Below are 21,472 nucleotides of genomic sequence, written 5' to 3' on the forward strand. Positions count from 1 at the left end.
TCCTCCTTCATTTCCTAGCCTTATTTTACCAAACATGGAACCGATTTCATATTGTCGAATGTCACTTTGTAAAGATGACATTTGTTAGTTAAAATATGACAAATGTCATATAGTTTTTCAAAAAGAAAAATAGCCAGCTTTGAGTTCAAAAATCTCTCATCTGACTATTTTGATATTTATTCTTCGTTAAACCTCTATTTGCCTGTTTCTTCCATTTCCCTTTGAATACTTGGCAAGCGACTGTCGATTTCATTGTTCTTGAGAGCATTTTCGAGTAAGTGATCAATGCGTTCCAGAGAGTGATAATCCACATCTCGACTAATATCTAAGACAGAATGTTTCATCATATGATCCAATCTTTGAGAAGTCAATGAATTCAGCCCAAAATCATCTGCTTGTAAAATCTTTTTCGTCTGACTGCTTTTAACAACTGATAGCAAGACAGATGTTCCTTGCGACTTTTCAAATAAATTCTGTTGAGTTTTTTGATTTTGACACAATAATTTCATAAATTCCCAAGCTAATTTGTCCTGTTTTGTCTTTGAAGACATGGCAAAAAGGGACGTTTTCACTTGTGTTGCAGGAATTCCTGCTTTAGCAGCTGGCATGGGAATACAAGTCCAAGAAAATCTAGAATATTTTGCCACATGGTAGGGATAGGGTTTGTAGGTTCGATATTGAGCCAAACTCATTGGATAAAAGGCGACCTTACCTTCATCAAAATCATTTGACGTTACCTTGTACCGTTGATTTAATGAATCCAATTTACTGATAAAGGAGAGTGCCTGATGCATTTCGACACTATCAACATTAACACCATTTTGATTTCTTAAATGCCCGTTATACGCCACCAAGGCTTGCTTCCAAGTATAATCCGTAATGCCATACTGGTCAATCAGACTGTCACCATCTGTATCCTTTGTTACTTTTTGACAAATCGCATATAAATCCTCTAAAGTCCAATTAGAGTTAGGAATTGAAATGCCTTCTTTTTCCAGCAAATCCTTATTGACACACATCATGACAGGGTTACTTTCAATCGGCAAAGCATAACTGCGCCCCTGATACTGTCCAGCTTGGTAGGCAACTGAATAGTAAGCCGCGGCTTCTTCCTTACTAATCAAAGAATCCAAAGATTTGAATGCTCCAGAAGATGCCAACATTGAAAAATCATTTTCAGGCACCATAAATACATCTGCCTGCTCACCTTTTAGAATCTTTTCTGCTAGCCAATTGTCATAGTCCTTTTTAGGAATTCCACTCTCATAAACGACCTTGACATTGAGATGTGACTTTTCAAATTGGCGAATAATATTGTCTAACACTCTATTCTCACGACTATTCGGAACGTCCCAGCTGCTGCCTGCATACACTTCAATTCGCAAAATCTTTTTTTGATTGGAAGTCCATAAAACAAAGCTAAGGGTCACTAAAAGGAGAGCCGAGACGAACATCGTCAAATACCTCATCCGCCACTTCATTTGTCATTGTCCTTACTAAAATCACGTTGGGTAACACCTGTCTGCACAGCCCAAATAGCTAATTGCGTGCGATCTCGCAAATTTAATTTCGTCAGAATACCTGACAAGTAATTCCGCACTGTCCCTTCAGACAAGAACAACTTCGCTGCAATTTCCTTGTTTGAAACTCCAAAACCAATTTGTTGGATAATCTTCCACTCAGTCTGACTCATATCTTCTACATTTTCTTCCGCAACAGAAATGGCAAAATTCGACTGCGCCATTTGTGAAAAGATTTTAAACACTTTGCTAGCAATGTTCGGATTAATCATAGCTCCGCCTTTGTGAACCGTTTGAATAGCTTGATACAATTCTTCAGTAGAGACTCCTTTTAAGATATAACCAGAAGCACCATATTTTAAAGCAGAAAAAATGAAATCATCGTCATCAAAAGTTGTTAGAATAATAATTTTGATATCTGGATAGTGTTCTTTGACTGCCTTTGTACAGAGAACACCGTCCATAACAGGCATTCGAATGTCCATTAAAATCACATCAGGGTGTACATGATGCAGTTTGTCAAGCACTTCTTTGCCATCTCCGACTATTCCCACTACTTCAATATCTGGATGTGCCGATAAAACAATCTGTAAAGACTCACGAATCAAGGCTTGATCATCTGCTATTAAAACTTTAATCATTTTTTCCTCCTATTTTCGGAATTTCAATATGAGTATAGAAACCGTTGCGATTTTCAAAATGAACATTCCCACCAATAATCGCCAAACGCTCCTGCATTTGTTTGAGACCATAACCATAGTAAAGCTCATCAAAGCCGACTCCATCGTCTTGAATGGTCATGATATAATTCTCTTCTTCTAATAACTCAATCCAAACCGTTTTGGCATGCCCATGCCGTACCGAATTGGTAATGGACTCTTGAATCACCCGAAAGACAATATCTTCTTTTGCAATATCTAAATCAATTGTGGCCCATTCATAGCGAAAATGAATTTCCAAATTAGAAATGGCTTCATATTCTCGAATAATTTTGAACAACGCTTCCTTTAAGCTATTATTTTCTAAAGCACCAGGTCGCATTTTATTGAGTGAACCTCGCACATCACGGATACCGTCTCGCACAACCACAGAAACATTTTCTAACTGTTCCTTAGCACGATTTTTGTCAATATCCACCAATACTTTAACTGCATCAATCCCCGCAGAAATCCCTGTCAAAGCATGCCCTAGCGTATCATGAATTTCTCTAGCGATTCGCTTTCTTTCACGGTCTTCTGCGATTTTTTCAGATAAGGCTAAATAACTATTCAACTCGCGATTGGCTTGTGCGGCCATGCGTAGCTCTTCTTCAATATGATGTTTTTCGGTCATCGCAGATAAAATATAAAATAGTAGAGAAATCATAAAGACAACTAGATTCAGTGAAAAGAGAAAATTCTTTCCAAAAAGGAGAGCCATGCGAATGGATTCTGGACAAAAGCGAATGTAGGTATCTAACGAAGGCAATTTAACAAAAAGTGACATCAAATCATAGTTGGATAAGAGCAACATAGTAAAGCTCAAAATGATAAAGGAAAACCAATATTTCCGATCTTTTGAAGTGTTAAACTCCTTAGAACCGTAAAAAATATCCGCAAAAACCAAGAGAATCAGACCATTATAAGAAGAATGCAGGACAGAAAAGATAACTAACATCAGCAAAATCTCAATAATAGTTACTTTATCATAAACGGATAGCTGATTTGGGTGTTTCTCGCGGTAATAAAATACTAATAGCAAGCAAGCATAAAAGATAATAGCTAACCAAAAACTAAAGCTCGGCGAGCCTGGGATAGCATCCAAACGCCCCAATAGTGAATGAGCATAACCTCTTGCGACCACGTAATTCGTCGCAAAAAGATAAATAGAGGCATTATAAACAATGGCAATAAAATTGATGACCATTAAAGCAATTTTGCTATAAAAAATACTTTTATTTCGTCTCATTATTGCCACCCTGTAATTGTATATTGCCCGATGTTATCTTTATTCACCAAATGAACAGGAATCAGGTACTCCTTTTTGTAAGATTGATGCTTCATCATGCGCTCAATCACTTCTGTCACCTTTCCGCCCATTTGAATCGGAGACTGGGCAACCGTTCCTTGAATATCATTGGTGTTGGCAAGGAAATTCTTAATATCAGGTGAGCCATCTACGCCATAGATTGCAATCTTGTCTGTCACACCTTGATCTTTTATAGCCGCAAGAGCTCCGATAGCTGCACGATCATTTAAAGACATGACCACATTAAATTGCATTCCTTCGTTCAATGCCTTTTTTACTTGAGGCATACTTTCTTCCGTCTGCCCCAATGTTTCCCGCTTAGAAACCACCTGATAAGCAGGATGCCCTTTAATCGTATCTAAAAATCCTTGAATTCGGTCCATCGCAGACACTGCATTACGATGTTCCAACAGTAAAATCTTCGCACTTGACAATCGTTTCATCATATCGTTTGCTATCAACACACCGGCTTGATAATTGTCTGACACAATAGTAGTATCAACTTTAGCATCTTTGCTAACAGGTGCATCCACAACAATAATCTTGATTCCCGCTTTTCTGGCTTTATTTAAAGAAGTCAGAATCTTTGGACTGTCACTCTTAACTGGGTTTATAACAATCACATTTACTCTTTCTTGAACAAAATAATCAATCTGCTGACTTTGCTTGTCTTCGTCTAATTCTGGGTCCCGCACATAAAGCCGATTGCCCTGTTGATTCGTTTTTTTCTCAATCTCCGCATTTAAAGTTTTATAAAAATCATTATTCATCGTCATATAGGTTGCTCCTATCTTGACCTGTTTACTATCTGATGAAATTCCCTTTACATAGAGAAAAACTAAGCCCGTCAAAACAAAAACTAATAGAGAAAATAATAGATATTTACGACAATTGCGATATTGCTTTTTTCCTTTACCTGCTCTCATTTTTTCTCCTTATCAACAGCAATCTTAAACAGAAAACTCTGGTTTAGCTAGGTTTATTATATTATATTTATACAAAAAAACAAAATTTAATATGAATATGAAAGAGCAGAAATGGCTGATTGTAGATACAAACAATCACTACTTTCCATTTTATATAATAAATAAACAAAACCACTCAAAAACTTGAAATTTAATGTCTGAACTCATTCCTTCAGCATATTCCAATATAACAAACACAAAGGCGATGGAACCACGAAAAGACGAACAAAAGTCCAATTAGCTACCGCATCAAGAGGCTATTTCTACCAAAAAACGAGACCGGGACTCTTTTGTCCCAGCCTCAAATCTTTCCTAATTTACTACAAAATTTGTATTATATAGGTGTAAAGACAGATTACAAACTTGCTTACAATTTTGAAATCTATTTTTGACATTGTAAAGAAGTTCTATTATTTCTTCTTAGTATCAAGTCATTTAGTTTTGCCAACTTGCTCTTTTGGTTTGTGCTTCTTCACTACTTGTTATCTTATGATTTTCTCCACTTTCCCAAATAATTTGTCCATCTTTATTTTTCTTAATAAACTTATATTCTATGTTTTTATTTTTGGGTAAATTGATATCATAAAACCATGAAGGGTACTGTGCAATCGATGCCGTTGCATTAAACATAGGACCTATAGCTTTATTGGCATCCCAATTTCCCAATTCACTAACATTTCCGACAACGTATAAATTTTCACCCGGCAACGTTTGAGCGTTGTCTGCAATTAATCTTACAGGAATTTGCTTTCCTGTTAAAACCTCAAAGTCTGAATAGGTCCCCTTTTCTCCTCTTAAATTTGAAACGTGAATTGCATATTTACCAGCTGCTACTTCAGGTATTAAGACTTTTATCAAAGTATCAGACCAACTCAACACCTTCGCATTAGTATCTCCAAATTTAACTTGACCTTCCTTGTTTCCAAAACCTTCTCCAGTAATTGCTATTTCATTGCCAACACTGCCTATTGATGGATCTATATCCCCCACAGATAACTTCGTTGTTTGAGAATTATCATAAGTCCATACCCCAACACTGCCTGCTTTTAATTCAAAAGGAGTAACCGAATTATCTGAACGAACTTGTATGTTTCCTGCAGCCATCATAGAAGCTAGTTTATCTACATAATCTCCTTTAGGTAAATGGGGCTTTAAATTATCTATATGATAACTTTTATCTCCTTTATTGACAGCTACTATTGCAACACTATTCCCAAAGTGCCGCTCAAAAATTAACACATCCTGATTAATCCATCGCTCAACTGTTTGACCATATGCTAGTGCTTTATTCGATTTTCTCAATTTTGAAAGTTTGCTAATAATTTGATAGGCATCTGTTGTTTGATTAAATGAAGTAATATCAGAACGATTATATGGGGCACTCTCACCTTTATCATATTGCTCACTACCGTAATAAATAGTTGGAACTCCACGAGAAGTCAGTAATAGAGCATAAGCTTGATTGACAGCAGTCCGATTGCCATTAACTATCGTTGAAAATCGGATCATATCATGATTATCTATGAAAGTGACTTGATCATTTACTTCTTTGTAATCGGATTCCGTTTCTTTTATGACATTATAAAAGTCTTGCATAGTATAGGAAGGATTCGTAAATAAACTACGAACTGAATTTGCAAATCTAAAATCTAATAAGCTCATCCCGCTATTATTAGCAAAATATAATGATTAAACATCTATTTAATTTTCTATTTTTCATTATTTTACCCTCATTTTACTGCCCCTGCAGTTAAACCTTTTACCATATTTTTGATTAATAAGAAATATAAAAGTACAATTGGAACTGCTATAAAAACGCTTCCTGCCGCAAATCTTGCAAATTCAGTCTCGTCAAGATTCATCAACCCGACTGCAACTGTATAAAGATTTTTTTCTTTTAATAACAATTTAGGAAGAATAAAATCACTCCAAGGCCAAGCAAAAGCTGTTAAAGCTGTGTAAGTAATAATTGGTCTAGATAAAGGTAAATGAACATGCCAAAAGATTTGGAAACTAGTTGCTCCATCTATTCTAGCAGCTTCATCAATACTATGAGGAATTGTATCAAAAAATCCTTTTTGTGTTAAATATCCTAGTGGTGCAGCAGCACTATAAATCAAAACTAAGCCCCACAATTGATTAATGAGGTTAAATTGTGTCATTAAGAGATAAACTGCAATCATTCCCATAAATGAAGGAAACATTCCCAATACCATTGTTATCTTCATCAACGATTTTTTACTTTTAAAATCAAATCGGGACATAGAATAAGCTGTTAAGATAGTTAACACAGACCCCAAAAGACAACTACTTCCTGAAATAAAAAGAGTATTCAAAAACCATCTAGGATAGTTATATAGCTTTGTATCATTGAATAAAGTTATAAAACTGTGCAGACTATAAGATTTTGGAAAAAAACCTTTAAAGGAATAAATTGTTCCTGAACGAGAAAACGAAGCCAATATCAACCAAATACAAGGAAACAGAAATATTAAACTGACTAATAATATTAGAACATACAAGCTAGAACTTTCAATAAACCTTTTCATTCTTCTCATGAAAACCTTCCTCCCTCCTTGTAAGATGATGTACGCACATAGACCGTCAATGAAATAGCTGAGGTAATCAAAAAGATAATCAAACTAATGCTAGCACCAATACTATAATAATTATTATCTATTGATAAGTTATACAGCCAATTAATTAATAAATCTGTATCGCTTGCAAGGAAGTAATTTTTAAGATATAAGCTTCCTCTTAAGAAATAAAAAATACCAAAATTATTAAAATTACCAACAAATTGTCCAATTAAAACCGGAGTTGTTGCTGTTAAAATATAAGGTAAAGTAATCTTCCTAAATTGCATCCATTTATTTGCACCATCTATTCGAGATGCTTCATACAAGCTTTCATCTCGGTTCGCTAACATCCCTGTCACTAATAGCATAATGGCAGGTATTCCTATCCAAGCATTAACAAGGAGTCCAATGAATCTTGCAGACCATTTTGCATCTACATCCAAAAAACCAATAGCTTTATGACCGAATTGCTGAATAAGCTGATTTATAGGACCACCGTAAGAAAACATGAACTTAAAAGCCAGTAAACTGATAAAACCAGGAATAGCATAAGCTAAAATTGGAAAAGCTCGCCATAAAGTCTGACCTTTTACACGCTTATTGGTAAAAAGAAGCGCTAAACCAATTCCACCAAAATAATTTAAGAAAGTCGATAGAACACCCCAAATAACATTCCAAGATAAAATTTTAAAAAACGTCGGAGCAAATTGAGAAAGAGAAATAATTTTTACAAAATTAGCCAGACCCACCCAATCAACTAACATCGGAGGAACAACTTTGCCTCCATAGTTCGTAAAAGCAATTAAAATCATAAATAAGATAGGTAAAACACTGAATAACAAAACTCCTAACACAGGTAAAAATAATACAAATGCCGGAAAGTTTTTATCAGTCAGTATAGCTAATTCTTCTCGAAAGTTGGGAAGTTTTTTACCTTTCTTTACCATTCTTTCTATCTGTAAACAATCTTTTACATTTAAGATGTAGAGGCATATAAATACAGACAGAAACAAAAAACTCAAAATCCCCATTAAGAGAATAATAATAGAGTTGTCTCCTTGAATGCCAAGCCAAGTATCTGTTTCCTCTGTTCCTAAAGTAAAGAAATCTGTTATGTCTTTCCAACCTCGGCTAATGAAATAAAATAAATACAACAGTTCTATGAGGAAAAAGAGACATCCCTTTATTTTTTGACCATAAAGAAACTGTCCTACTCCCATACAAATAAAGGAGAGTTTAGTTTTGAAAGTAGATTCCTTGAAACTTTTGAGATTTTTCTCCCACATACTACACTCCTATTCTAGTGTGTGAATAGCATCACTAATTTGTTTGCTTACATTTGAGAGTCCGTCCTTTAAGTCCTTGTTGCTTTTATATTTCTTTTCATTTTTCGGACGAAAGACATCTTTCGTAATGTCTGCAAAATAAGTCTGAGTCGGTGTCCAAATTTGTGATACAGCAGATATTGAAGGCATTAAGATAATATTATTTTTTTCAAGATTTGAATATAAATCTTTAGAAATACCTCCTAATTTATCTACTACATCTTTGCGAGTTGGGACAATTCCTAGTTTTTCATAACGTTTAACAATCATTTTATAGCGTGTTGCAAAATTGATAAAGGCTAGGCTTGCATTTGGAGCTTTGGTATAAGCGCTAATAGCGTAACCATTCACTCCACCCATTGATTTGGTAGGGATTAATGTTGACTTAGTATCTGTCAAATCACCACTTTTTGGCAGCTGAGGCAGAGTTGTCATCACAAGGTTTGCCTTAGCATTTTTCTCGGCTTCTTGCGAAGATTGTCCTTGTGATTCATAATTCTTTTTCAGTTCATCTAAGAAAGTTGAATAAACATCTGGCGTTGACATTGTTGCAAAATAAGTTCCATTCCCTAACTTACTATAAGCACTTGTTTTAATAGTATCATCAATACTTTCTTCATTCATAACAGCAGCTAACTGTTGAATAATTTTTGCTCCTTTTTCAGCTTCGCCCTTAGCAAAGCCAATATCTTTAGTATCTGTGTTCTTTTTACCAAATATATATCCACCATAGGAAAACAGATAACCACTTGAAAAATAAGTGTCATAAAGAGATTCCATATAACCATATTGTGAAGAATTTGCCATATGACGTTCTTTTGAAAACTTAACCAAATCAGACCAAGTTTCAGTCATATCTGGAATACCGTTTTTATTTTTATCCCATCTTTCTTTCCAGTCAGCTGGCAATAAATCTTTTCGATAATACAACATAGAAGATTGGACATTTACAGGAACACCGCAAATGTAGGTCTTTCCATATTTTTGTATTTCAAAAGCAGACCATGCTTTTTCTGATGTCGTTTTGTAGGCATCTAATGTTTTGATAGGCAACGGATAAACATGTTTTTTCTCAACATATTTCATAATCACATCGTTAGCCTGATATAATACATCTGGTCCATAACCATAAGGCCCGTCATTTGCTAAGTCTACATGCTGATCAGTATTGGCATCTACTGCTTTAATTCCTTTATCTGCATATTCCTCATTAAATGCTTTGATTAACTCGCTAAAATAACCTTTGGAAATTGCCGTATCATTTTCTAAGACTTTAATAGTCACATTTTTTTCTAATTTCCCATTAAAAATTCGATTTCCATTAGCAGACTTGTTTTTAGTGGAACGACCACAAGCAATAAGACATAATCCTATAATTGCAAGGATACTTATCTTTCCAATTACTTTTAATTTCATATCATCCTCCTATCTTTTTGATATTCTATAACCATAAGGAACTAGCACATTATGATAACGTACTCCATTTTCAATTAAAGATTGCGAGATATCTTCATCAAGGTTTTGTTCTTGATTGCTGAGATTCAGTTCAACTATTAAGCAAGTGTCATTATATTTTCTCTCAATTACCAGAATCGCCCCTTTAAAGAAAATTCGAACTTCACCTTCTTGCACAATTTTTTCTTTCTTTAAAGCAATTAATTCTTTTATTTTTGCCATTATTTGCAAATCCCAATGCTCCATATTCCAATCAAAGGTACGTCTTGAGTCAGGATCATAACCTCCCTCCATGCAAATTTCAGTTCCGTAATAAAGACAAGGCACTCCCGGAAACATAAACATTAAAGCTAGAGCGGCTAATAATTTTTCTTTTGAACACCCTACTTGTGTAAAAATTCTATGTACGTCATGCGAATCTAATAAATTCAAATTCATTTGGTTTACTTGGCTTACATTTCTCATTAAAATATGATTTAATTGTTCTGCCATATCCTGAGCAGAATAACGATTAAAAGCAAAGCAATCCAGACAAGCCTTTGTGAAAGCATAATTCATGATACTATCATACTGATCCCCCATAAGATAGGGATAAGCATCATGCCAATTTTCACCAATCAATACACAATCTACTTTTTGCTGTTTGATTGCCAAACGGAATTGGCGCCAAAATTGGTGAGAAACTTCATCAGATACATCTAAACGCCAACCATCTATGTCAAATTCTCGCACCCAATAAAGTCCAATTTGAATTAAATGTTTTTGAACTTCCGGATTTGAAGTATTCCATTTTGGCATATAATAACAAGCAGCAAAGCTTTCGTAATTTTGTTCCTTTATATCAGGAAAATCACCTTGTATAAGAAACCAACTGTAATATTTTGACTCCTTTCCTTTTCGGATTACATCCATAAATTCTTTAGACCTATAACTGCAATGATTAAAGACTGCATCTAAAATCACTCTCATGCCTTTTTGGTGAGCTACCTCAATTAATTGTTTCAAATCTTTCTTAGAGCCAAATTGCTCATCAATCGTATAGTAATCAATAATATCGTATTTATGATTAGACGGAGAAGTAAAAATAGGACTCAAATAGATTGCATTAATCCCTAAGTCGGATAAATAGTCTAATTTTGCAAGAATCCCTTGCAAATCTCCTCCCGCAAAATTTGTCGGTGTAGGCTTCTCTCCCCAATTCATCGTTATATAAGATTGATTTTTTTGCTCATTCCCTTTACAAAACCGATCCACAAAAATTTGATAAAATACTGCTTCTTTCATCCATGGAACACAAGGAAATAAATCCGCTTGATTTATATATGGCATTTGAAAGAAATTATAAAAAGCATTTGAAAAATCATAATCTTGTGTGACTCCATCTTCACTAAAGTAATATAGTTCATTTTCTTTTTCTAGTCGAAAAATATAGGCGAATCGTGTATCATCTAAGTGTAATTTAACTTCAAAATAAACGAATAGTTTATCTTCATAGCAAATAAAAATTTCCTTTTCTTTTCGCTTTGTCTGGTAATCATATTTCATTCCATATAAAAGAAATACTTTTACATCTCGATCTTCTTTAGCTAGTCGAAAACGGATGACAAGTTCATTTTCATTAATAGCAAAGCAATATCTTGAATCAGGTATGTGTAATATGCCTGCTTCATTCATCCTCAATCTCCCTTCTTTTTTATCAGTTGACTTTTACTTTCTTTTTTTATATAACAAGAATATGAAAAATAAAGTAACTATAAAAGATATTGCTCGAGAAGCAGGTGTATCTGTTGCAACTGTATCCTATGTTATCAACAATCGCGAAGATCAAAAAATTAGCGATAAAACTAAAAATAAAATATGGCAAATCATCAATCTTTTAGATTATACTCCTAATCAAGCAGCTAAATCTCTTATCACAAAGAAATTACAAACAGTAGCAATCTACTGTCAGCAATCTTCATCATTAATCAAAAATGCTGAGCAATTTTACTTTATAAATCAGTTCTCAAAGTTTCTCCACTCTAAACAATACAATTTATTTTATTTAAATGAGCAGTGTATTGAAAAATACGATAATGTAGATGCTGTTATTACATTAGATATAGATAACGAAACTTTCTATAAAATTGGAAATATCAATTTTTCCCCTCTAATTGCCTTAGATAGTTTCATTGATAATCCTGTATTTTTTCAGATAAATACAGATTACTCTCGCATCCATCGTACAGCTCAAACTTACTTTAATAATGAGCCTTTTACCTTACTTACTCTCCCTATACGAAACGAAGAACGGTTAACAAAAATTCAGAATACTTTTAAAGATATTTTTATTTTCACTGAAAATACGATTGATTTAGAATATTTTGCAGCTAAAAATATTTTAGTGATTGATGAAAGTATCCATCAACTCACGTCTAATCTTAAAAAGAAACTTTACCTACCAAATATATTTGAAGAAAAATTTCAACATTTATTTCAAAGCATTGAATGGGCTATACAACGTAAGAAAATTCAAAATCATGATATTCTGGTTTAAATCTATATCTGATCGTATAATGAGTGGACTTTCTCACTCATTTTTTTGTATAGTCCCAAAAAATTGTATCAAAAGGATTCATGTTGAAAGCCTCCTTTTTTAGTTCAGTGTATTTTTCGTTTTTCGTATCATAAGTATCCTCAGCTGGATGTGTCACTAAAGTAAAGGTATAAGTCCCTGGTTTGACAACTTTTATATTAGCACGTTTACTTGAAACTTCACCTATACCTCCTGAGTTCTCGAAATAACTAACACCATCTTTTTTAGTTGTTTGAAGATAACCAAATCCTCTTTGATTTTCCCATTTATTATTAATGGCAAATTGAAATTCATCTCCTGCTTCTAAATCAACAGTAATTTTATAAATATTACTATTTGCTTGCTCCTCTTTTTTCATCTTGTGTGTATCATTTACTACCGCACCCCAATTAGATGTTTTTAATGTCGGACTTTTCCCTTTGCCCAGAATAATAAACTCTCTCTTATCTGCTTTATAGGTTGAAAAACCTGCATACAAGGATAACACTGATTTCACCTCCATTTTATCCGTAAATTTTCGCGAATAATCTGGTTTTACATACCAACCTTCAAAATTCTTTCCCTGCTTTTCAGGCTTAAACTTCAAAATATCTTTAATAGAATTAACTTTTTCATTTTTTAATAAAGTTTTCCCATCTGTATCATAGTAATTAACTTTTATCTCCTTACGGTTTGTCTCACTTGTATTCGTTACAGATGAGTTCTTTGTGGTTTGTCCACAAGCCATTAGACTAAAACAGCTTCCTGCTAACACTAAATAAGAAAAGACTTTTTTCATTGTAAAACTCCTTTGAGAAAATTAATTTTTAACTTAAACGTTTAAGTCGATTTTACTGCAACCGCTCCCATTTGTCAACTATTTATTGTTAATTTTTTTCATACACATCAACTTCTCTTTTAAAATTATCAATCACTCAAGTCGTTGAATTTTGCCTGTCATAATAATTTTTAAAGCTAAACAGTTTCCTTTAGATTCATATTGAGTCACAAAAGATATTCAAATAGATAAAAATCCCAGAAATAGTAAAAAAGCTTAAAAGCAAGTTATCAAAAACGTTGATTTTAAGCTTTTCTGTTATTAATGACTGAACTTTGATTAGGAACTGTATTTTTCTCATTTTTTAATCACATCAAGATAAATTTCAGCTTCAATATCCTAATATTTTTAAATATTTTAATCGGAAATTTCTATTCCTAAAATGGCAATTCCTCTTCTTCTAGAACCAAATCTGCCAAGTCTGCACCTGTATTATTCTCACGAAGAGCTCGTTGGGCACGACTTTCTAATAACTGGAAGCCGTTGCAAAGCACTTCTGTTACATAATGTGTCACACCGTCTTTCTCATAACGACGGGTACGAAGTTCTCCATCAAGAGAAATTAAGCTTCCTTTTGTTGCATAACTTGCTAAAGTTTCGGCTAATTTGCCCCAAACAATGACGTTTACAAAATCCGCTTCTCGCTCGCCATTTTGTCCTTTATATCGGCGATTAACAGCAAGCGTTGCACGCGCCACAGATTTATCATTAGCTGTTTTATTTAACTCTGGTATATTAACCAAGCGACCAATTAAAATTACTTTATTATACATTTTCTTTTCCTCCTAACTATTTATTCGTAAGAAAAAAGAAAAAATCGTGAAAATCCACGATTAATTTGTACTTATTCTTGCCAATGTTTGATTGGATCAAAAGCTGTTCCTACTACTTCTGAGCTTGCTAATTCAATAATTCCGCGCTTTTGTGGGGCATTTGGCAGTTGCAACTCACGAGGACTGCACATCATACCAAAACTCGCTACTCCACGCAGTTCACCAGGAAAAATCAAGTTTCCTTTTGGCATCATAGTACCAGGTAATGCCACAATCGTCTTCAGACCCACTTTAGCATTAGGCGCTCCTGCTACGATTTGAATTACTTTTTCTGCTGCGACTCTTACTTGACAAATATTGAGATGGTCACTATCCGGATGTACTTCCATTTCAACAATTTCACCCACTACAAATTTTGGAGTAAGGTCATTGACTAATTCTGGCTCAAAACCTGCTTGACTCAATTCTTGGTTAAGAATTGAAATTTCTTCATCGGTCAGGAAAACTTGTCCGCGATTAGTGATATTAAAAAGATTGGAAACCCCAAAAATATTCCAAGCAACCGTTTCTCCAGTATCTTGGCGATAGACACGCGCCACATCACCTTTGCGTTCAGCAGATAACTTAGCATCTTGACTGTCTGCAACAATCACCATCAACACATCGCCAACATGCTCTTTATTATATGTAAAAATCATTGTTCCTCCACTATATACAATTCATAATAACTGGGCTAAAAATTCATTGATTTGCGTCTTCGTTTTTCGCTCGCGATTAACAAAACGACCAATTTCTTGTCCATTTTCTAGGACTACTAGGCTAGGAATCCCATACACATCCCACTTTTTGGCAACTTCCATATAATCGTCACGATTGACCTCAACAAAGGTAAAATCAGGATTTTCTGCTTCAATCTCAGGCAAAAAAGGTTTAATAAAACGACAATCTCCACACCACTCGGCTGTGAAAAAGAACACAATCTTTCCTTCGCGTTTCACAAATGATGCCAATTCTTCTATATTTGCTGGAATAATCATTGTTCTTCCTCATAGGTCAATTCACCGTTTTCATACACAAATGTGATGTGTCGATTATCTTCATACACCACACCACCAACCAATTGGTGTTCATCTGACTTGTATAATTGCACATACAGTGTAGCAATTGGTCCTAATTTAGACAACCTTTTCCGAATTTCAGCAACTAATTGCTCACGCCACTCAGCTTCTTTTCGTTCGTCCAACGTTTTTTTAGTCGCATAAGCTGCAATCCCTACTCCCGCAAGTGCAGCCGTTGTTAATAGAATCTTTTTAGCTTTCATGACAATATTTTAACACAAAAGATAAATTGGGACAAATCGAAACACTACTGTTTTTTATCTTTGAATGCTACCCAACTATGATAGAAAATGATAAAATAAGAACAGAAAGAAGGTTAATGATGTCAGAATTATTTTCAAAAATCAAAGAAGTAACAGAAATTGCTGCCGTTTCAGGGCATGAAGCGCCTGTTCGCAATTATTTGCGTAAAAAAATCACTCCTCATGTAGACGAAGTCATAACCGACGGCTTAGGTGGTATTTTCGGAGTAAAACATTCAGAAGCTACTAATGCACCACGTGTCTTGGTAGCTGCCCACATGGATGAAGTTGGCTTCATGGTGAGTGAAATCAAACCCGACGGGACGTTTCGTGTGGTACAAATTGGTGGCTGGAATCCACTCGTCGTTAGCAGCCAACGGTTTAAATTATCTAATCGTACAGGAGATGAAATTCCTGTTATTTCAGGATCTGTTCCTCCACATTTGACTCGTGGAACAGGTGGACCAAGTCTACCAAGGATTGAAGATATTGTTTTTGACGGTGGATTTGCTGATAAAGCAGAAGCTGAAAGCTACGGCATTCGTCCAGGCGATACGATTGTACCAGACAGCTCTGCTATTCTCACAGCTAATGGGAAAAACGTTATCTCAAAAGCTTGGGACAATCGTTACGGTGTCCTCATGGTGAGTGAACTGGTTCAAGCTCTGGCTGGACAAAAGCTTAACAACGAACTTTATGTTGGAGCCAATGTCCAAGAAGAAGTCGGATTGCGTGGAGCCCATGTTTCAACGACTAAGTTTGACCCAGAAGTTTTCTTGGCAGTAGACTGTTCGCCTGCTGGCGACATTTACGGAGATCAAGGATCTATCGGAGAAGGGACTCTGATTCGTTTCTTTGACCCAGGTCACCTCATGTTGCCAAATATGAAAGATTTCCTTCTAACAACGGCAGAAGAAGCAGGCATCAAGTATCAATACTACTGTGGCAAAGGCGGAACCGATGCAGGCGCTGCTCATCTCAAAAACGGTGGTGTGCCTTCTACAACTATTGGTGTTTGTGCACGTTACATTCATTCTCATCAAACACTCTACGCAATGGACGACTTTCTACAAGCTCAAGCTTTCTTACAAGCTCTTGTTAAGAAATTGGATCGTTCAACCGTTGATTTGATAAAAAACTATTAAAAAATGCATATTTGAAAAGGCTGTAGACAGTGATGTCTCAGCCTTTTTCTGCTCTCGTTTTTTCACTTATTGTTTAATCCCATTAACTTACGTAATTCGGGGATTCGTTGCAACTGTGTGACAATGAGCATTGTCACAAATACTCGTAAAGGAATTTCAAAAACAGACCATGCCCGAGTAGCGTATAGTGCAACAAAGGGTACTCCATATTGTAAATGGAGAGCTAAGGGCGTTAAGGTAAAGGTCCCCACTCCCATAACAGCGACAGTTGCTAGTGTCACCCAAAGCCAGTCTTTCTTCCGTTCAAATCGTAATTCTTTGCCATAAAAGAAATAACCATAGAGAATACCTTGCAAGGCTTCAATCAATGTAAACCAGATAATGAATGGTTGCCCCTGACTCAAAAAGAAAAAGGAAAGCATATCATATACGGCAGAAACCAGACCAGATAAAATCGGACCAGCGACACTTCCCATAAGGGTATAACCAATGAAAGCTGGGCTCAGCTTCAACAAACGAGGGATGACAAAGATTGAAAACCTCTCTAAGACAAAGCAGAGAGCTACAATCATAGAAAGGGCAACTAAAAGTTGCACCGACAACTTAGGCGAGTTTTTTCTCATATTCGCTCCTTTTCTTTCGGGAGCTGTCAAAATGACAGCGGATGCAATGGTCTACCGCACAAATGTTTCGTTGTATGGCAACATCCCATCCATACACACTTAACGCAGACCACTTACTCTGTGCAAACGAATTGCTCTTTTATTCTATCACATTTTAACTATTTAGAAAACCCCCTTTTACCTATCGCTCATTAGATATTTTCTCACATCTGCAAGGAAATAGAGAGAGCCTGTGATGAGCAGTAGCTCTTTCTCTCCATGTTTGACTTTTTTGTATTGCTCCAAATAAGGCAACCACTCTACATATTTTAACTTTTCACGCTTTGCCAAACCTTGCATTTCTTCTGTTGAAAAACTCTTCGAATCTTCAAATGTAGTGAGAAATAACTGAGATTTGGAAACAGTTTTTAACAAAGCAACCATTTCATCCAACGCCTTAGTTTGAATACATGTAAATAAAATCGTTTTTTGATAATCTGGAAAATAGCTTTCTAAGGAAGCAATCAGGGCTTTCATTGCATGAGGATTGTGTGCACCATCTAGCAAAATCAATGGTGCATTTGAAATTTTCTCCAAGCGAGCAGGCCAATACGTTCTTTTTAATGCCCGTCTTATCTCATTTTCACTCAACAATGGTAAACCTTTCAAGTAGCAATATTGATCGCATAATTCAAGTGCAAGTCCTGCATTCTCAACTTGATGAACGCCCAAAAGAACACTTTGATAGTCTTCTTTCTTCCGAAATGCATTTGAAAAACGAAATTTTTCTCCTTCTGCCAAGCGTTGCACAGACTCTACCTGATAATCTTTCCCATAGCGGACATGAGAAGCCTGACGTTGCTGAGCAATAGTGTGAATAACTGCCAGTGCTTCTGAAGAAATCTTGCCTGTCACCACTGGTACCCTCTCTTTGATAATACCTGCCTTTTGCACTGCAATGTCTGCCAGTGTGGTACCTAAAATAGCCATGTGATCTAGTCCGATTGTCGTAATAGCTGTCAAATCCGGTCGACACACATTAGTACTGTCCAATAAACCACCCAGACCTACTTCCATTATGACCACATCTACCTCTTGCTGGCAGAAATAATCATAAGCCAACGCCGTGATAATCTCAAACTCTGTTATTGCCTGCAATACCGTATCATCTACCTGCTTTTTTAATAACTCTTGATAAGATTGCAACAAAGAATAAAAGTCTTCGTCTGAAATAGGTAAACCATTGATTGCAATTTGCTCATTATAGTTAAGAAGATAAGGCGATGTAAACGTTCCAATACACAACTTCTTTACTTGCAATAGCTGACGTAAATGCGCAATCGTTGATCCTTTTCCATTGGTACCTGCAATGTGAATGACCGAGATTTGTAAATGCGGATTACCTCGCAATGCTAATAGTCGTCTCACTCGTTCTAAGCCTAAATGCGGCTCTTTTGTTTGGTGTTGGTGCAACCATTCTAACTGTTCTTCCTTTTGTATCATTGTCCTTCTCATCCAATCTATAATGCTCTCATTTTATCATAGAAGTGAGATTTCTACAAAAGGAATTTACCAAAAAATGAGCAAGAAAAGAAGAGAAAAGCTATTGCGCAACAAATGACTGAAAATGGAGAACTCCAAACGAGGAAGTGGCTTGGGAATAAAGAGCGAAAACAGAAATCCTAAGCCCGTATAAACGATAAAACAACTGATATCAGCTGGATTTCGTAAAAGGATAAAAAACAAACTCCCTATCACAAAACTCATTCTTGCTTGATCTTTTGAAACAAAAAGATGAATAATAAATGACCGTACTTCAGGCACCAGAGCTATCACATCAACACCCAGCAAAAAAAGAGAGGAGTGGATGAACAGGCTCATAAATAATTGTTGACTTTCTGAAACAGCAGCCGTCCCTTCTAAAATCATCAGATAAACTCCTATAGCATTGATAAATACCATCATGAGATAGGATAATCGCAGGAGAGGCCAGTAACGAGCCGTTAAGATTTCTGATTTAAAATCTGTTAACTCTCTGGAAAAATAGCGAAAATAAAGCAAGCCACAAGAAAATAGAATGAACAAAAATACAAAACTTGACTGCTGAAAGGTCAATGATTTGGACAATGGCGTCGTCAGCAATACCAAAGCAATCTGTGTCAGAACGATTAGCAAACTCATTTGAAGAATATTTTTTATCTTTCTCATTTCAACTCCTTTTTCTACCTTTTTAGTATAAAATATTTCAAAGGTTTCCTCAGAAGATGCCCTAAAAATTTATTTTTTATCTTCAAATAGTAAAAAATGAAAGCAAAGTAAAACACATTTCCCTCAACAGTCCTTCTTTGTCCCACGCCAACAAGTCGACGCAAAGTATCAACTCAAAAAAACAGGCAAAATCTCTTTCGGATTGTCTCCAATTAAGATTTTTCCTGTTTTTTGAATGATAATTTAGATCTTGTTTTAGACCTATTTATTCATTTTTCTTCGTTAAGATTGCAAGTGTTTCAAGAAGGTTGTCAACATGCACTTCAATGGTATCACCTGTCGCTTTGATTTTGACTTCAACGATGCGGTCAGCTGCTTTTTTCCCGATCGTCACACGGATTGGTAGGCCAATCAAGTCACTATCGCTGAATTTCACACCTGCGCGTTCATTGCGGTCATCTGTCAAAACTTCGTAGCCAGCTTTGAGCAGCTTTGCTTCTAGTTGTTCTGTCAATGAAAGAGCTTCCTCGTCTTTGACATTTACAGGGATTAGATGCACATCAAACGGTGCCAATTCTTTTGGAAAATTGATTCCCCAAGCATAGCGATAGTCTCCCTTTGGCGTTTTATTGACAAAGAGGCGTGCATGTTGCTCCATAACAGCTGATAAGAGGCGACTGACACCAATACCATAGCAGCCCATTACGACAGGAACTGCACGACCATTTTCATCTAAAACAGTCGCATTCATACTTTCTGAATAACGAGTTCCTAATTTAAAAATATGTCCAATTTCAATGCCACGTGCAAATTTCAAGACGCCTTGTCCGTCTGGTGAAATTTCTCCTTCACGCACCTCGCGAATATCTACATATTCTGCTGTGAAGTCTCGCCCTGGATTGACACCGGTCAAATGATAACCGTCTTCATTGGCACCAACCACCGCATTTCGAACGTCCTCTACTTTGCGATCAGCGATAATTTGAACATCTTCTGGAAGATGAACAGGTCCAAGAGAACCAAAGTTTGCTCCAAATAATTCACGAACTTCTTTTTCACTTGCTGGTTCAAAAAAATCAGCACCTAAATAATTTTTCAGCTTGACTTCATTCAGTTGATCATTCCCAACAAGAAGCGCTACAATCGGTTTCTCATCAGCAATATAAACCAACGTTTTAATTGTTTGGCTTTCATCAACATGAAGAAAAGCAGCGACTTCATCAATTGACTTGCAATCTGGGGTCTCTATACGAGTCAATTCCTCTTTTGCCACGACACGATTGCTTGGTTTGTATTCATTCGTTGCCATTTCCAAATTTGCAGCATAGTTTGACTCGCTTGAATACACAACAGTATCTTCACCAGACACCAACCAACTTGTCAATTCAGCTTTAATGGCTTCTTGCACATCAGCTGGAATTTCATCAAAGCTAGCGACTGACTTGTCCAAGACAACCCAACGGCTGAGGTCTGTCCGTTCAGGTGTAATGGCCATAAATTCTTGACTATCCTTTCCACCCATGGCACCACCGTCACCGATAATACCTTTAAATTCAATCTCACTACGAATAAAAATATTTTCATAAGCCGTCTTGTATTCATCATAAGTCACGTCTAGGCTATCGTAATTGGCATGGAAGCTATAACCGTCTTTCATGATAAACTCACGTGTCCGCAATAAGCCATTTCGAGGACGCTTTTCATCACGGTATTTAGCCTGAATCTGATAAAGATTAAGCGGTAATTGCTTATAAGATTTTACAGAATCCCGTACAATTGCGGTGAATGTTTCTTCATGAGTGGGCCCTAAGATAAAATCTGAACCTTCGCGATTTTTTAATTTATAAAGATCTTCACCGTAGGTATCATAACGACCTGATTCACGCCAAAGGTCGGCACTAAGGAGGGCTGGAGCTAACATTTCGACCGCACCGATTTTTTCAAATTCTTCTCGCATGATTTTTTTTACTTTTTCAATCACGCGATTAGCCAATGGTAAGTAAGAGTAAACACCTGCTGAAATTTGGCGGACATAGCCCGCACGCAGCATAAGTGCATGGCTGATGACTTGTGCATCACTAGGCATTTCACGTAGTGTTGGGATTAACATTTTACTTTGTTTCATAAATTCTTCCTTTTAT

General features: G+C 35.9%; 20 protein-coding genes and 1 riboswitch. Of the genes, 2 read left to right on the forward strand and 18 right to left on the reverse strand.

Annotation, left to right across the window (positions count from 1 at the left end; translation table 11 throughout):
* Nucleotides 1-194: 194 nt before the first annotated feature.
* The 9 genes from HMPREF2574_RS08325 to HMPREF2574_RS08365 all read right to left on the reverse strand — a co-directional run bounded on the left by HMPREF2574_RS08325 (nt 195) and on the right by HMPREF2574_RS08365 (nt 11,525).
* Nucleotides 195-1,481 carry an ABC transporter substrate-binding protein gene (locus HMPREF2574_RS08325; RefSeq protein WP_070812440.1) on the reverse strand — a complete coding sequence of 429 codons (1,287 nt, stop codon included), beginning with the start codon at nt 1,479-1,481 and terminating at the stop codon, nt 195-197.
* The gene (locus HMPREF2574_RS08330) at nt 1,478-2,161 is read right to left on the reverse strand and encodes a response regulator transcription factor (protein ID WP_024052613.1); all 684 of its coding nucleotides are present in this window, start codon (nt 2,159-2,161) and stop codon (nt 1,478-1,480) included. The genes HMPREF2574_RS08325 and HMPREF2574_RS08330 overlap by 4 nt, the downstream gene beginning before the upstream one ends.
* Nucleotides 2,154-3,467, reverse strand: coding sequence for a sensor histidine kinase (locus tag HMPREF2574_RS08335; RefSeq protein WP_024052612.1), 1,314 nt, complete (start codon nt 3,465-3,467; stop codon nt 2,154-2,156). Before HMPREF2574_RS08335 ends, HMPREF2574_RS08330 begins: the two co-directional genes overlap by 8 nt.
* The gene (locus HMPREF2574_RS08340) at nt 3,467-4,453 is read right to left on the reverse strand and encodes a sugar ABC transporter substrate-binding protein (RefSeq protein ID WP_070812441.1); all 987 of its coding nucleotides are present in this window, start codon (nt 4,451-4,453) and stop codon (nt 3,467-3,469) included. The genes HMPREF2574_RS08335 and HMPREF2574_RS08340 overlap by 1 nt, the downstream gene beginning before the upstream one ends.
* Before the next feature lie 474 nt (nt 4,454-4,927).
* Nucleotides 4,928-6,154 (reverse strand): carbohydrate-binding module family 20 domain-containing protein, encoded by a 1,227-nt coding sequence (locus HMPREF2574_RS11140; RefSeq protein WP_083313005.1) that lies wholly within the window; start codon nt 6,152-6,154, stop codon nt 4,928-4,930.
* Nucleotides 6,155-6,222: 68 nt separating this feature from the next.
* Nucleotides 6,223-7,050, reverse strand: coding sequence for a sugar ABC transporter permease (locus tag HMPREF2574_RS08350; RefSeq protein ID WP_070241515.1), 828 nt, complete (start codon nt 7,048-7,050; stop codon nt 6,223-6,225).
* A complete protein-coding gene (locus tag HMPREF2574_RS08355) occupies nt 7,047-8,357 on the reverse strand; it encodes a carbohydrate ABC transporter permease (protein ID WP_070812443.1) in 1,311 nt (436 codons plus the stop codon). The genes HMPREF2574_RS08350 and HMPREF2574_RS08355 overlap by 4 nt, the downstream gene beginning before the upstream one ends.
* A gap of 9 nt (nt 8,358-8,366) precedes the next feature.
* Nucleotides 8,367-9,812, reverse strand: a complete 1,446-nt coding sequence (locus HMPREF2574_RS08360; protein WP_070241514.1) for a sugar ABC transporter substrate-binding protein — start codon at nt 9,810-9,812, stop codon at nt 8,367-8,369.
* Between the two features lie 9 nt (nt 9,813-9,821).
* A complete protein-coding gene (locus tag HMPREF2574_RS08365; RefSeq protein WP_024052606.1) occupies nt 9,822-11,525 on the reverse strand; it encodes a glycoside hydrolase family 13 protein in 1,704 nt (567 codons plus the stop codon).
* 61 nt (nt 11,526-11,586) lie between these two features.
* Here HMPREF2574_RS08365 and HMPREF2574_RS08370 point away from each other — a divergent pair, with 61 nt between their 5' ends.
* Nucleotides 11,587-12,387, forward strand: a complete 801-nt coding sequence (locus HMPREF2574_RS08370) for a LacI family DNA-binding transcriptional regulator (RefSeq protein WP_024052605.1) — start codon at nt 11,587-11,589, stop codon at nt 12,385-12,387.
* A gap of 37 nt (nt 12,388-12,424) precedes the next feature.
* Here HMPREF2574_RS08370 and HMPREF2574_RS08375 read toward each other — a convergent pair whose 3' ends face one another.
* From HMPREF2574_RS08375 to HMPREF2574_RS08395, 5 genes are all read right to left on the reverse strand, one after another.
* Nucleotides 12,425-13,204: an InlB B-repeat-containing protein gene (locus tag HMPREF2574_RS08375; protein WP_024052604.1), complete on the reverse strand. Its 780-nt coding sequence runs from the start codon at nt 13,202-13,204 to the stop codon at nt 12,425-12,427.
* Nucleotides 13,205-13,620: 416 nt separating this feature from the next.
* Nucleotides 13,621-14,016, reverse strand: coding sequence for a single-stranded DNA-binding protein (locus HMPREF2574_RS08380; RefSeq protein ID WP_070812444.1), 396 nt, complete (start codon nt 14,014-14,016; stop codon nt 13,621-13,623).
* 71 nt (nt 14,017-14,087) lie between these two features.
* Nucleotides 14,088-14,714, reverse strand: a complete 627-nt coding sequence (gene ytpR, locus HMPREF2574_RS08385; RefSeq protein WP_070812445.1) for a YtpR family tRNA-binding protein — start codon at nt 14,712-14,714, stop codon at nt 14,088-14,090.
* Between the two features lie 21 nt (nt 14,715-14,735).
* Nucleotides 14,736-15,053 (reverse strand): thioredoxin family protein, encoded by a 318-nt coding sequence (locus tag HMPREF2574_RS08390; RefSeq protein ID WP_070812446.1) that lies wholly within the window; start codon nt 15,051-15,053, stop codon nt 14,736-14,738.
* A complete protein-coding gene (locus tag HMPREF2574_RS08395) occupies nt 15,050-15,337 on the reverse strand; it encodes a DUF4651 domain-containing protein (RefSeq protein ID WP_070812447.1) in 288 nt (95 codons plus the stop codon). Before HMPREF2574_RS08395 ends, HMPREF2574_RS08390 begins: the two co-directional genes overlap by 4 nt.
* Nucleotides 15,338-15,456: 119 nt before the next feature.
* Here HMPREF2574_RS08395 and pepA point away from each other — a divergent pair, with 119 nt between their 5' ends.
* Nucleotides 15,457-16,521: a glutamyl aminopeptidase gene (gene pepA, locus HMPREF2574_RS08400; protein ID WP_070812448.1), complete on the forward strand. Its 1,065-nt coding sequence runs from the start codon at nt 15,457-15,459 to the stop codon at nt 16,519-16,521.
* A gap of 62 nt (nt 16,522-16,583) precedes the next feature.
* Here the strand turns inward: pepA and HMPREF2574_RS08405 are convergent, their stop codons facing one another.
* The 4 genes from HMPREF2574_RS08405 to HMPREF2574_RS08420 all read right to left on the reverse strand — a co-directional run bounded on the left by HMPREF2574_RS08405 (nt 16,584) and on the right by HMPREF2574_RS08420 (nt 21,456).
* Nucleotides 16,584-17,144 carry a folate family ECF transporter S component gene (locus tag HMPREF2574_RS08405; protein ID WP_070812449.1) on the reverse strand — a complete coding sequence of 187 codons (561 nt, stop codon included), beginning with the start codon at nt 17,142-17,144 and terminating at the stop codon, nt 16,584-16,586.
* 33 nt (nt 17,145-17,177) lie between these two features.
* A riboswitch (THF riboswitch) is annotated at nt 17,178-17,267 on the reverse strand.
* Between the two features lie 54 nt (nt 17,268-17,321).
* A complete protein-coding gene (locus tag HMPREF2574_RS08410) occupies nt 17,322-18,626 on the reverse strand; it encodes a bifunctional folylpolyglutamate synthase/dihydrofolate synthase (protein ID WP_070812450.1) in 1,305 nt (434 codons plus the stop codon).
* 66 nt (nt 18,627-18,692) lie between these two features.
* Entirely contained in the window at nt 18,693-19,331 is a 639-nt protein-coding gene (locus HMPREF2574_RS08415; RefSeq protein ID WP_024052597.1) for a hypothetical protein, read from the reverse strand.
* Between the two features lie 265 nt (nt 19,332-19,596).
* On the reverse strand, nt 19,597-21,456 hold the full coding sequence (locus HMPREF2574_RS08420) for a proline--tRNA ligase (RefSeq protein ID WP_024052596.1): 1,860 nt from the start codon (nt 21,454-21,456) through the stop codon (nt 19,597-19,599).
* Between the last annotated feature and the right edge of the window lie 16 nt (nt 21,457-21,472).

It is taken from the genome of Streptococcus sp. HMSC034E12 (genome assembly GCF_001835915.1).
Lineage (GTDB): Bacteria > Bacillota > Bacilli > Lactobacillales > Streptococcaceae > Streptococcus > Streptococcus vaginalis.

Bases quoted from the DNA above. Each gene is read 5' to 3' on its own strand.
- HMPREF2574_RS08325 (WP_070812440.1), bottom strand. From the start codon at position 1,481: ATGAAGTGGCGGATGAGGTATTTGACGATGTTCGTCTCGGCTCTCCTT.
- HMPREF2574_RS08330 (WP_024052613.1), bottom strand. From the start codon at position 2,161: ATGATTAAAGTTTTAATAGCAGATGATCAAGCCTTGATTCGTGAGTCT.
- HMPREF2574_RS08335 (WP_024052612.1), bottom strand. From the start codon at position 3,467: ATGAGACGAAATAAAAGTATTTTTTATAGCAAAATTGCTTTAATGGTC.
- HMPREF2574_RS08340 (WP_070812441.1), bottom strand. From the start codon at position 4,453: ATGAGAGCAGGTAAAGGAAAAAAGCAATATCGCAATTGTCGTAAATAT.
- HMPREF2574_RS11140 (WP_083313005.1), bottom strand. From the start codon at position 6,154: ATGAGCTTATTAGATTTTAGATTTGCAAATTCAGTTCGTAGTTTATTT.
- HMPREF2574_RS08350 (WP_070241515.1), bottom strand. From the start codon at position 7,050: ATGAGAAGAATGAAAAGGTTTATTGAAAGTTCTAGCTTGTATGTTCTA.
- HMPREF2574_RS08355 (WP_070812443.1), bottom strand. From the start codon at position 8,357: ATGTGGGAGAAAAATCTCAAAAGTTTCAAGGAATCTACTTTCAAAACT.
- HMPREF2574_RS08360 (WP_070241514.1), bottom strand. From the start codon at position 9,812: ATGAAATTAAAAGTAATTGGAAAGATAAGTATCCTTGCAATTATAGGA.
- HMPREF2574_RS08365 (WP_024052606.1), bottom strand. From the start codon at position 11,525: ATGAATGAAGCAGGCATATTACACATACCTGATTCAAGATATTGCTTT.
- HMPREF2574_RS08370 (WP_024052605.1), top strand. From the start codon at position 11,587: ATGAAAAATAAAGTAACTATAAAAGATATTGCTCGAGAAGCAGGTGTA.
- HMPREF2574_RS08375 (WP_024052604.1), bottom strand. From the start codon at position 13,204: ATGAAAAAAGTCTTTTCTTATTTAGTGTTAGCAGGAAGCTGTTTTAGT.
- HMPREF2574_RS08380 (WP_070812444.1), bottom strand. From the start codon at position 14,016: ATGTATAATAAAGTAATTTTAATTGGTCGCTTGGTTAATATACCAGAG.
- ytpR (WP_070812445.1), bottom strand. From the start codon at position 14,714: ATGATTTTTACATATAATAAAGAGCATGTTGGCGATGTGTTGATGGTG.
- HMPREF2574_RS08390 (WP_070812446.1), bottom strand. From the start codon at position 15,053: ATGATTATTCCAGCAAATATAGAAGAATTGGCATCATTTGTGAAACGC.
- HMPREF2574_RS08395 (WP_070812447.1), bottom strand. From the start codon at position 15,337: ATGAAAGCTAAAAAGATTCTATTAACAACGGCTGCACTTGCGGGAGTA.
- pepA (WP_070812448.1), top strand. From the start codon at position 15,457: ATGTCAGAATTATTTTCAAAAATCAAAGAAGTAACAGAAATTGCTGCC.
- HMPREF2574_RS08405 (WP_070812449.1), bottom strand. From the start codon at position 17,144: ATGAGAAAAAACTCGCCTAAGTTGTCGGTGCAACTTTTAGTTGCCCTT.
- HMPREF2574_RS08410 (WP_070812450.1), bottom strand. From the start codon at position 18,626: ATGATACAAAAGGAAGAACAGTTAGAATGGTTGCACCAACACCAAACA.
- HMPREF2574_RS08415 (WP_024052597.1), bottom strand. From the start codon at position 19,331: ATGAGAAAGATAAAAAATATTCTTCAAATGAGTTTGCTAATCGTTCTG.
- HMPREF2574_RS08420 (WP_024052596.1), bottom strand. From the start codon at position 21,456: ATGAAACAAAGTAAAATGTTAATCCCAACACTACGTGAAATGCCTAGT.